The organism is Streptomyces prasinopilosus (assembly GCF_001419695.1).
GTDB lineage: Bacteria > Actinomycetota > Actinomycetes > Streptomycetales > Streptomycetaceae > Streptomyces > Streptomyces prasinopilosus.
Window position 1 is genome coordinate 1 of sequence record NZ_LIRG01000348.1, and the last position, 10486, is coordinate 10486.

7 protein-coding genes and 1 pseudogene are annotated in these 10486 nt (G+C 73.7%); 7 read left to right on the forward strand and 1 reads right to left on the reverse strand.

What is annotated here, in order from left to right; genetic code table 11:
• Window positions 1–116 precede the first annotated feature (116 nt).
• From AOK18_RS15585 to AOK18_RS15615, 7 genes and pseudogenes are all read left to right on the forward strand, one after another.
• Window positions 117–1373 carry a glycosyltransferase family 4 protein gene (locus AOK18_RS15585; protein ID WP_055694753.1) on the forward strand — a complete coding sequence of 419 codons (1257 nt, stop codon included), beginning with the start codon at window positions 117–119 and terminating at the stop codon, window positions 1371–1373.
• The gene (locus AOK18_RS15590; protein ID WP_055694754.1) at window positions 1370–2188 is read left to right on the forward strand and encodes a hypothetical protein; all 819 of its coding nucleotides are present in this window, start codon (window positions 1370–1372) and stop codon (window positions 2186–2188) included. Before AOK18_RS15585 ends, AOK18_RS15590 begins: the two co-directional genes overlap by 4 nt.
• 537 nt (window positions 2189–2725) lie before the next feature.
• On the forward strand, window positions 2726–3757 hold the full coding sequence (locus AOK18_RS15595; RefSeq protein WP_055694755.1) for a hydroxyacid dehydrogenase: 1032 nt from the start codon (window positions 2726–2728) through the stop codon (window positions 3755–3757).
• Window positions 3754–5654: pseudogene (locus tag AOK18_RS15600) on the forward strand (DUF2264 domain-containing protein). The gene AOK18_RS15595 and the pseudogene AOK18_RS15600 overlap by 4 nt, the downstream one beginning before the upstream one ends.
• Before the next feature lie 378 nt (window positions 5655–6032).
• Window positions 6033–7757 (forward strand): aa3-type cytochrome oxidase subunit I, encoded by a 1725-nt coding sequence (gene ctaD, locus AOK18_RS15605; protein WP_055574393.1) that lies wholly within the window; start codon window positions 6033–6035, stop codon window positions 7755–7757.
• Between the two features lie 35 nt (window positions 7758–7792).
• Window positions 7793–8134 (forward strand): hypothetical protein, encoded by a 342-nt coding sequence (locus AOK18_RS15610; RefSeq protein ID WP_055694756.1) that lies wholly within the window; start codon window positions 7793–7795, stop codon window positions 8132–8134.
• A gap of 119 nt (window positions 8135–8253) precedes the next feature.
• Complete coding sequence (locus tag AOK18_RS15615; protein WP_055694757.1) at window positions 8254–9159, forward strand: hypothetical protein; 906 nt, start codon at window positions 8254–8256, stop codon at window positions 9157–9159.
• 160 nt (window positions 9160–9319) lie between these two features.
• Here the strand turns inward: AOK18_RS15615 and AOK18_RS15620 are convergent.
• Window positions 9320–10486 (reverse strand): MASE1 domain-containing protein (locus tag AOK18_RS15620; protein ID WP_420865613.1); only part of this gene is annotated, 1167 nt, incomplete at its 5' end.

Consider the following 10486-nt stretch of genomic DNA (forward strand, 5'->3'; position numbering starts at 1 on the left):
GCCGGCCGGCCCCAAGAGGGATGACCCTGCGGAACCTTCATCCGGAAGGCGCAATCCGAATCAACAAAGTGATAACAGCAGACAACTTCTGAACGCTTCAAGCGGTCTAGTCCGCCATGAAGATCTCTTTCCTGATCCACAACGCCTATGGCATCGGAGGCACGATCACCACCACGTTCAACCTCGCCGCCGCGCTGGCCGAACGGCACGACGTGGAGATCGTCTCCGTGCTGCGGCACCGGGAGCACCCCAACCTCACCCCGCACCCCGACGTGCGGCTGCGGCCCCTGGTGGATCTCAGGAGAGAGAAGGACGACCCCCGGCACCGGAAGCCGGCCAAGGTGTTCCCGGCGGCGGAGTACCGCTACCACCAGTACAGCGAGTTGACGGACCAGCGGATCGCCGAATGCCTGGAGTCCGTCGACGCCGACGTGGTCGTCGGGACCCGGCCCGGACTCAACGTGCACCTCGCGCTCCAGGCCCCCGAGCACGTCGCACGCGTCGGCCAGGAGCACCTCACCCTGGACAACCACCCGCCCAGGCTGCGCACCGCGCTGCGCCGCGCCTACCGCCACCTCGACGTGCTCACCACCGTCACGGAGGCGGACGCCGACTCCTACCGGCGCAAGATGAGGCTGCCCGGGGTGCGCGTGGAGGCCCTCCCGAACAGCGTCCCCGACCCCGTGCTGCCCGCCGCGGACGGCACCGCCAAGGTGGTCGTCGCGGCCGGCCGCCTGGTCCCGGTCAAGCGCTACGACCTGATCATCAGGGCGTTCGCCCGCGTCGCGGAGGCCCACCCGGACTGGCAGCTGCGCATCTACGGCAAGGGCGAGGAGCAGCCCGCGCTGCGCCGTCTGATCGAGTCGCTCGGCCTGTGGAACAACGTCTTCCTCATGGGCGCGGCCACTCCCATGGAGGCCGAGTGGGTCAAGGGCTCCATCGGCGTGGCCGCGTCCAACTTCGAGCCGTTCGGCATGACCATCGTCGAGGCGATGCGCTGCGGACTGCCCGTCGTGAGCACCGACTGCCCCTACGGGCCCGGCGAGATCATCAAGGACGGGGTCGACGGCCGGCTCGTGCCCGTCGACGACGCCGACGCCCTCGGCAGGGCCCTGCTGGACCTGGTCGGCGACGACGAACGGCGCCGCCGCATGGGCAGGGCCGCCCTCGACAACGCCCGCCGCTACGCCCCCGGACCCGTCGTGGCACAGGCCGAACGCCTCGCCGGGGAGGCCGTCACGGCCCGGAGTACCGGCCGGCGCCCCGCACCGGACGGCGGCCGGACCCTGTCCGGCCAGGGCCACGCCGCCGCCGACCTCGCCCTCGCCGCCGCCTCCGAGGCGCTGCGCACCCTACGGAAGGGACGCCGATGAGCACCACCGCACAGGACACGGACACACCGCGCGCGCACTGCACGGTCGACGCCGACGGCCGGACCACCTTCCGCGTCGCCCTGCGCCCGGCCGGCCGTCCCCGGCTGGCCCTGGTGCCGAGGGCGAGGAAGAACGCGCCGCCGCAGCCGACGCGCCTCCTCGACCTCGAACACCACGGCGACGACCGCGACCTCCGCGCGGTGCTCGAACCGCTGCCGGCGCTCGCCGAGGGCCGCTGGGACGCGTACCTGATGAGGGAACCGGACGCGGTACGGGAACGGCTGCGCCCGAGACTGCGGGACCTGCGCGCCCTCGTCGACGGGAACCTGCGGCAACGGCCGTCCCCGGTGGCCGTCCGGGTCCCCTACGCCACGAAGGACGGGTTCCTGGCGATCCGGGCCTGGCTGCGTCCCGCCCACGCCGAGGCCGGCCGCCTCGACCTCGCGGACGGTGCGATGACCGTCCACGCACGCCTGCACGGCGCCGAACCGTCCGACGACGCCACCGCGCTGCTCCGGCTGCGCGGTGACCGGGACACCACGCGCTCCTTCCCGCTGCGGACCGAGGGCGGCGGTCTCTCCTTCACCGCGCCCTTCGCGGAGCTGACCGGCGCGGCATCCGGCGACCAGGTCTGGGACGTCTTCCTCCGGCCCGCCGCCGGTGCCCCGCCGGTGAGGGTCGGCCGGCTCCTCGACGACACGGCCGACCGCAAGACGGTGTGCGTGTACCCGGCGCTCACCGTCGGCGAGGCCGCCGCGCGCCCGTACTACACCGTCGACAACGACCTCGCCGTCGAGGTGACCGCCGCGCGCTGAGCCGGCTCGTCGCCCGTCCCGGCCGCACGGCCCGGACGGGCGACGAGCGTCCGGCCCCGCCCGCCCCCGCGCGTCCGAGAGGGGGCGAGCCGGCCCCGCCCCGCCGCGGCCCGGCTCTCACCTCGGCCGCGGCCCCGGGGCCTGTCCGGGACGACGGGCCCGACCGGGCGCCGGAGGCCACCCGCGCCCGTGACGCTGACCGACCGGCCACCCGCTTCGGGACGGCGCCGTGTACGCCGTCCTCCGTCCCGGCCACCGTGCTCCTCCGCCGGCCCACCAGGCTCCGGCCCACCACGCTCCGGCACGCCTTCCGCCCGCCCGTGACGATGCCGCCGGGCCAGGTCCGTACCCGACGGCTCCGGCCTTTGCCCGGGGAGCGGCCCGGCGGCCGCCGCCCCCGAGCACTGCCCCGCGGTCCTCATGGGCACGCTCCTGAGAGTCGTGCCCCTGCCCCGTCCCGCTTCAGTGCTTCCGGCGCGGCGGTCCGGCCGCCGGCGCCGTGAAGCGGGCGGCTCACGGAAGGAGTTCCTCCCCACCATGACCGAGCACCCGCCCCGCTCCGCCTTCCGGCCCCGTGCCGCGCTGGCCATGCACCCGGACGTCGCCTCGGCCGTCCTCGACGCGGAGTCGCACGCGGCCCTCGCCGCACTGTGCGAGCCGGCGCCCCTGCCGTTACTGGACGACTTCACCACGCCCCGGGCGCGCGCCGTGCTCGCCGACGTCGACCTGCTGGTCACCGGCTGGGGCTGCCCGCCCCTGGACACCGGGGCCCTGCGGGCCGCGCCCCGCCTGCGCGCCGTCGTGCACGCCGCGGGCAGCGTACGCGGCCACGTCACCGACGCCTGCTGGGAACGCGGCATCGAGGTCTCCTCCGCCGCCGCGGCCAACGCCGTGCCGGTCGCCGAGTACACCCTCGCCATGATCCTCCTCACCGGGAAACGGGTCCTGGAGAGCGCGCGCGACTACCGCGGCGCCCGCGCCCGGCCCGACCGGCCGCGCCCCGACCGCTCCACCGGCAACCACCACCGCACCGTGGGCATCCTGTCCGCCTCCCTCATCGGCCGCCGCGTCATCGACCTGCTGCGCCCGCACGACATCGACGTCCTGCTCCACGACCCGTACGTCGACGAGGAGGAGGCGGCCGAACTCGGAGTGGACCTGGTGGAGCTGCCGGAGCTGTTCCGGCAGTCCGACACGGTCAGCGTGCACACCCCGCTGCTGCCCGGGACCCGCGGCCTGGTCGGCCGCGACCTGATCGGCTCCATGCGGCCCGACGCCGTGCTCGTCAACACCGCCCGCGGCGCCGTCGTCGACCAGGACGCGCTCACCGAGGCGGCGCTGGCCGGCCGCATCCGGGCCGTGCTCGACGTCACCGAGCCCGAAGTCCTCCCGCCCGGCCATCCGTTGTGGAACTGCGAGAACGTCCTGCTCACCCCCCACCTCGCCGGCTCCCAGGGCAACGAACTGCGCCGCCTGGCCGATCTCGCGCTCGCCGAGATCCGGCGCTGGGCCGCCGGCGACGGCTTCCTCCACCCCGTACGACGCGAAAGGCTGGCCTTCCTCGCATGAGCGTCCCCTTCGAACTGCCCCCGGAGAACCGCGACCTGAGCCCCCACACCGGTTACACCCGCGCCCACTGGGAGACCGTCGCGGACGGGCTCCTCACCGCGGCCCGGCGCTGGAGCACCCCCGGTCACGCCCTGCTGGACCTGCCGGGATGCCCCTCCCGCTCGGGCGTGCGCTCCGACGGCCTCGAGGGGTACGCGAGGACGTTCCTCGCCGCCGCCCTCCGGGTGGCCGGAGCGGCCGGGGACGACCCGCACCACCTGCTGGAGCGCTACGCGCACGGGCTGGCCGCCGGCACCCGCACCCCGGGCCGCGACGACACCGAGTCCTGGCCGCTGATCCTGGACTTCACGGTCCAGGGCCAGCCCATGGTCGAATCGGCGTCGATCGCCCTCGGACTGCGCCTGACCGCCCCCTGACTGTGGAAGAACCTCGACCCCGGCGTGCGGGACCGCGCCGAGGAATGGCTGCGGGGCGCACTGCGGCACACCCCCGCGCCGAACAACTGGTACCTCTTCCCGTACACCGTCGCCGGGTTCCTCGAGTCCGTCGGCCGGGGCGACCGCGAGACGGCCGCGGCCCGGCAGCGCGCGGTGGAGCACCTGGAGAACTGGTACCGGGGCGAGGGCTGGTACACCGACGGGGAGATGCCCGCCTTCGACCACTACAACGGCTGGGCCCTGCACCTCTACCCGGTCCTCGACGCCCACCTCCGCGGCGACGCCGGCGCACTGGCCCACTACGGCGCCCGGCTGCGCGCCCACCTGGAGGGCTTCGCCCTGATGTTCGGCGCGGACGGGGCGCCGATGCACTACGGGCGGTCCCTCACCTACCGCTTCGCCGCCGCGTCGGCCGTCGCACTGGGCGCGGTGACCGGCCACAGCCCGCTCACCCCCGGGGCCTCGCGCCGCATCGCCAACGGCAGCCTGCGCTACTTCCTCGACCGGGGCGCACTGACCGGCGACGGACTGCTGAGCCCGGGCTGGCACGGCCCGCACGACGCCGTGCTGCAGACCTACTCGGGCCCCGCGTCCCCCTACTGGGCGTCGAAGGCCTTCGTCGCCCTGCTCGCCCCCGCCGGCCACGCCCTCTGGACGGACCGCGAGGAGCCCGCACCGGTGGAGGAGGCCGACCGGGTGCTCGCCCTGCCCGCGCCCGGACTGCTCCTCCAGGCGACCCGGGCCGACGGCATCGTCCGTCTGCACAACCACGGCAGTCACCACGTGCGCCCCCACCAGGCGGAGTCGGCCGCCGAGGACGACCCGCACTACGGGCGCCAGGCCTACTCGACCCGCACCGGCCCGACCGCGACCGGGAACGTCGCCGACAACCACTTGGCCGTGGTGGTCGGCGGCCGGCCCAGCGTCCGCCGCCGCGTCCACCCGCTGGGTGCCGGGCACGGCGACGGGTGGGGCTGGGCGGCCTCCTGGCACCGGCCGGTGTTCGCCGACGGCCCGCCGATGGTGCCGGGCCTGCGGGTGGAGAGCGTCACGGTGGCCCGCGGCCGCCACGAGCTGCGGGTGCACCGGGTGGTGGGGGCACCGGACGGCTCCCTGGTCACGCACACCGGCTGGGCCACCGGCCCCGACGAACCGCTGGTCTCGTCGCTGCACGGACTGCACGGCTGGGACGAGTCCGTCGCCGGCCTGATCCGCGCCCCTCAGGGCACGGCCTTCACCCGCTGGGCCCGGGTACCCCGGCTCGGCGGCCGCTCCCACGGCACGTCCGTGCACGTCGCTCTGGCGAGCCTGACCACCGAACCCGGCCCCGGATCCCCGGCGGAGGCGGTCCGGGAGGTCCGGGTGGACGGGGGAGGACGGTCGAGGTCGTGTGGGCCGGGAGCGGAGCCCGCACCCGGATCGCGTTCGACCCGGTGGAGGTCGGCCACACGGTCCGGTGACCGAGGGCGGGCTCGCAGCCCGTGCCGGACCGGTGCGCGACGGGGGGCGCCACCCCGACGGACGTCGCCCTCACCGGTTCGGCCGAGGGCGACGTGCTGATCGACCCCGGCTCGCAGATCGTGGTCAACCGGCAGCCCCACCCGTACCCCCTGCGCACCGCGCCGGCCGGCGGGCCCGCACCCACCCGGGTGCGGGCCCCGGTGCGTCCGGACGGCCTCCCGCGGGCGCGACAACCTCGTCCCGTACGTCACAATGTGCAAGTCCACGGATGCGTACGGTGACACGCCGGGCCGTGCCCGGGTCTCACGCGAGCGGGCGCATGTGCGACATCCTTCCCGAGGGTAGAGATACCGGCCCCACAGAAAGAGAGCGGAACAGTGGCGGTTCACAGTGCGTCGGACTCGGTCGAGTCGGACTCCTACGAGGACGAGCTGCCGGTCCGGCGCAGGCGCCCCGGCAACGTGGTCGTCAAGTGGCTCACCACCACCGACCACAAGACCATCGGCACGCTGTACCTCACGACGTCGTTCGCGTTCTTCATCCTCGGCGGCGTCCTCGCGCTGGTCATCCGCGCCGAACTGGCCCGGCCCGGCCTGCAGATCGTGTCGAACGAGCAGTACAACCAGTCGTTCACCATGCATGGCACGATCATGCTGCTGATGTTCGCGACCCCGCTGTTCGTCGGCTTCGCGAACTGGATCATGCCGCTCCAGATCGGCGCCCCCGACGTCGCCTTCCCGCGGCTGAACATGTTCTCCTACTGGCTGTTCCTGTTCGGCTCGCTGATCGCGCTCAGTGGTTTCCTCACCCCGAACGGCCCGGCCAGCTTCGGCTGGACCGCCTACAGCACGCTGTCCGACTCGGTCCGCACGCCGGGACTCGGCGCTGATCTGTGGGTCCTGGGCCTGGCGTTCCAGGGGTTCGGCACCATTCTCGGCACGGTCAACTTCATCACCACGATCGTCTGCATGCGCGCTCCCGGCATGACGATGTTCCGCATGCCGATCTTCACCTGGAACGTGCTGCTGACCGGTGTGCTGGTCCTGCTCGCCTTCCCGGTCCTGGCCGCCGCACTGCTGGCCCTCGCGTACGACCGCAAGTTCGGGGGCCACATCTTCGACGCGGCCAACGGCGGGCCACTGCTGTGGCAGCACCTGTTCTGGTTCTTCGGCCACCCCGAGGTGTACATCATCGCGCTGCCGTTCTTCGGCATCGTCTCCGAGATCATCCCGGTCTTCTCCCGCAAGCCGATCTTCGGCTATCTGGGCCTGATCGGCGCGACCATCGCGATCGCCGGTCTGTCGGCGACGGTGTGGGCGCACCACATGTTCGCCACCGGGGGAGTGCTGCTGCCCTTCTTCTCCTTCATGACCTTCCTGATCGCGATCCCGACCGGGGTGAAGTTCTTCAACTGGATCGGCACCATGTGGAAGGGCAGCCTGTCCTTCGAGACGCCGATGCTCTGGTCGGCGGGCTTCCTGGTCACCTTCCTCTTCGGCGGTCTGACCGGCGTCATCCTGGCCTCGCCGCCGCTGGACTTCCACGTCACCGACTCGTACTTCGTCGTGGCGCACTTCCACTACGTGGTGTTCGGCACCGTCGTCTTCGCGATGTTCGCCGGATTCCACTTCTGGTGGCCGAAGTTCACCGGCAAGATGCTCGACGAACGCCTCGGGAAGATCACCTTCTGGACGCTGTTCGCCGGCTTCCACGGCACGTTCCTGGTCCAGCACTGGCTGGGCGCCGAGGGCATGCCGCGCCGGTACGTGGACTACCTGGCCGCCGACGGCTTCACCGCGCTGAACACGGTCTCGACCATCGCGTCGTTCCTGCTCGGCATGTCGATGCTGCCGTTCTTCTACAACATCTGGAAGACGGCCAAGTACGGCAGGAAGATCGAGGTCGACGACCCCTGGGGCTACGGCCGCTCGCTGGAGTGGGCCACCTCCTGCCCGCCGCCGCGCCACAACTTCCTCACCCTGCCGCGCATCCGCAGCGAATCCCCGGCCTTCGACCTGCACCACCCGGCGGTCGCGGCGTACGACCGGGAGGAGAACCGCCCCGAGCGCTCCGCGGTCAAGGCCCCCGGGGACCAGGCCTGACCGGAGTGATTCCGCAGCCCAGCGTGGAGGAGCATGTGAATCCGAGCCAGGACAGCGCCCGCGGCCTCGACCAGTTCGAGGGGTACCTGCTGTGGGCGGCCGAAGTCGAGGACGCCCGGCGCCGGGCCGAGCGGTTCACCGAGCAGCTGCCGTGGCTGACGACCGCGCAGCGCGAGGACGTGGAACGCGTCTACACCGCCGACCGCATCGAGGCCTCCCGCGTGACACTGGTCCGGATCTGCGACCGGGCGGCCGAACTCCGCACCATGTACGCCCAGCGCTATCACCAGCTCCGGACGCGGTGCGTGGCCGCCGCGGTCGTGGGCGTGGCCAGTGGTGCGGGCGCCGCCGTCCTCGCGTTCCTCCTCGGGGAATGACGGTCCGCCGCCCCGCCGGGGCCGCCGAAGGCCGGTGCCCCGGCGGGCAGACGGGGGACGTTGCCCGGACTCGCGCGGGGAGCGCGGCATTTTGCCCGAGCCGAAGTCAGGCTGAGCCCATGGCCTCATCGATCGAAGGCCCGCACCGCGGGCGTCCACGAGCTCCGTCCCCGGCCGACCGGCGGCCCGCCGCTCCCGCCCGGCGCCGCGGCCGGCTGCCGGTGCCGGTCCTCGCCCTCCTGGCGGCGGCGTTCCTCACCGGCTGTGCGGCGACCACCGGCAGCACGGCGGGGGAGCCGCCCCCCACGGCCACCGCTCCACGGGCGGCCGGAGCGCCGGGAAACCCGACGGCGGGAAACGGAGCCCCCGGTACCGGCACCTCCGGCGCGGAGGGCGCCACCCCGGGCCGGACCGACGCCGGAGCGCCTCCCGACAGCCTCGCCCCCCTCGGCAACCTCGGTCCCCGCACGCTGGCCCTGATCCCCGGGGACACCCGCCAGGCCGTCGTCGTCACCGGCAGGGGCCGGGACGCGAACCGTTCCGAGGCCGTCCTGTACCGGCGTACCGCGTCGGGCTGGGAGCCGGGGACGGCGTGGCCCGCCCGCAACGCCCTCAACGGCTGGACCGACAACCACCTGGCGGGCGATCTCCGCTCGCCCATCGGCGTGTTCACCCTCAGCGACGCGGGGGGTCTGCTGCCGGACCCGGGCACACTGCTGCCGTACGACGAGTCGCCCGGGTTCGCCATCAGCGGGACGGGCTTCATGGGGGAGCCGCTCGCCGGGTCCTTCGACTACGTCGTGGCGATCGACTACAACCGCGTCCCGGGCACCTCCCCGCTCGACCGGACCCGCCCGCTCGGCGCCGACCGGGGCGGCGGCATCTGGCTGCACGTGGACCACGACGGGCCCACCCAGGGCTGCGTGAGCCTCGAGGAGCGGCACATGAGGCAGCTCCTGCTGGCCCTCGACCCCGGGCAGCACCCGGTGATCGTCATGGGGGACGCCGGGTCGCTGAGCAGGTGAACGGGACACCCGTGTCCGGGACCGGGACTTCGCGGCCCGGCCGGCCACCGCTCGGACCGGCGCCCGCCGCGCGATCCCGCGCCCGTCCGCCCCGCGCCCGGCGGGAGCACGCGGCGCGGCCGCGGGGCGGGGCACCGCGCACGGCCCGGCCGCGCCCCGCTCACCGGCCGGAACCGGAATCCTCCGTACCGCGCCGGGTGCTCCACTCTCCCGTGCTCCGGGCGTCCCAGTCCGGGTCCTCCGGGGCCCACCGTGCCCCGCCCCCGTTCCGGGAGGGCAGGCCCGGGGCGTTCTCTCCCGCGGCGAGGTGCTCCAGCACCTCGACCAGTTCCTGGCAGGCCCGTTCCACGGAACGCCGCGTGTTGCGCTGCTCGGTGATCAGCGCCGACAGCAGCAGGGCGGTCAGGGCCACCGCGCCGTTGAACGCCTGGAGGTTGATCAGGACCTCCTCGCGGGAGAGGCTCTCGAAGGGCCCCACCCCGTCGGTCGCCGCGACGGTGGCCATGGTGGAGGCGAATACCGCGCACGCCGTGCTGCCGGCGAGCCGGAGCCGCAGTGCGGTCCAGATCAACAGCGGGTAGACGAGGAACAGCACGCTCATCCCGACGCGGGTGATCAGGGGCACCAGGGCGGCCGCGACGACCGCCAGCCCCAGGACCTCCTTCCACCGCGACCAGCGCAGGGGACCGCGCAGTTGACGGAGCACGAGCAGGGCCGGGGCGACGATGAGCACTCCCATCGCGTCCCCCACCCACCAGGCCAGCCACACGCCCCAGAAAGAGGCCCCCGGCAGCTCACCGGTGGCGACGAGCAGTCCGGCGGCGACGGACGAGCTGATCAGCATCGAGGCGAAGGCGCCCAGGAACACCAGGGCGATCCCGTCCCGCAGGCGTGCGAGGTCGGTACGGAAGTCCACGGCGCGCAGCAGGAGGCACCCGCACACGGGCGCGGCGGTGTTGCCCGCCATGATGACCAGCGAGGGCCACGTCGGCGGGGCGAGCGACAGGACGACGCCCAGGGCGCCGAGGGCGACTCCCGGCCAGTACCGCAGCCCGAAGACCAGCAGGGCGGCGACGGCCACGCCGGTGGGCGGCCAGAGGGGTGACACGACCGCGCCCTCGATGACCAGTTCCCGCGTCAGCCCCAGCCGTCCCGCCGCGTAGTAGCAGACGGCGATCGCCAGCGTCCGAAGCGTGTAGACGACCGGTCTGCGCAGATCCTGGCTAGCCACCACACAAGCCATCAGACACCGCGCGCGCACCGTCGGCGAGGCGAAGGGCGGGAGGGCGACGGTGCGCGCGCGGTGTCTGATGGCTTGTGTGGTGGC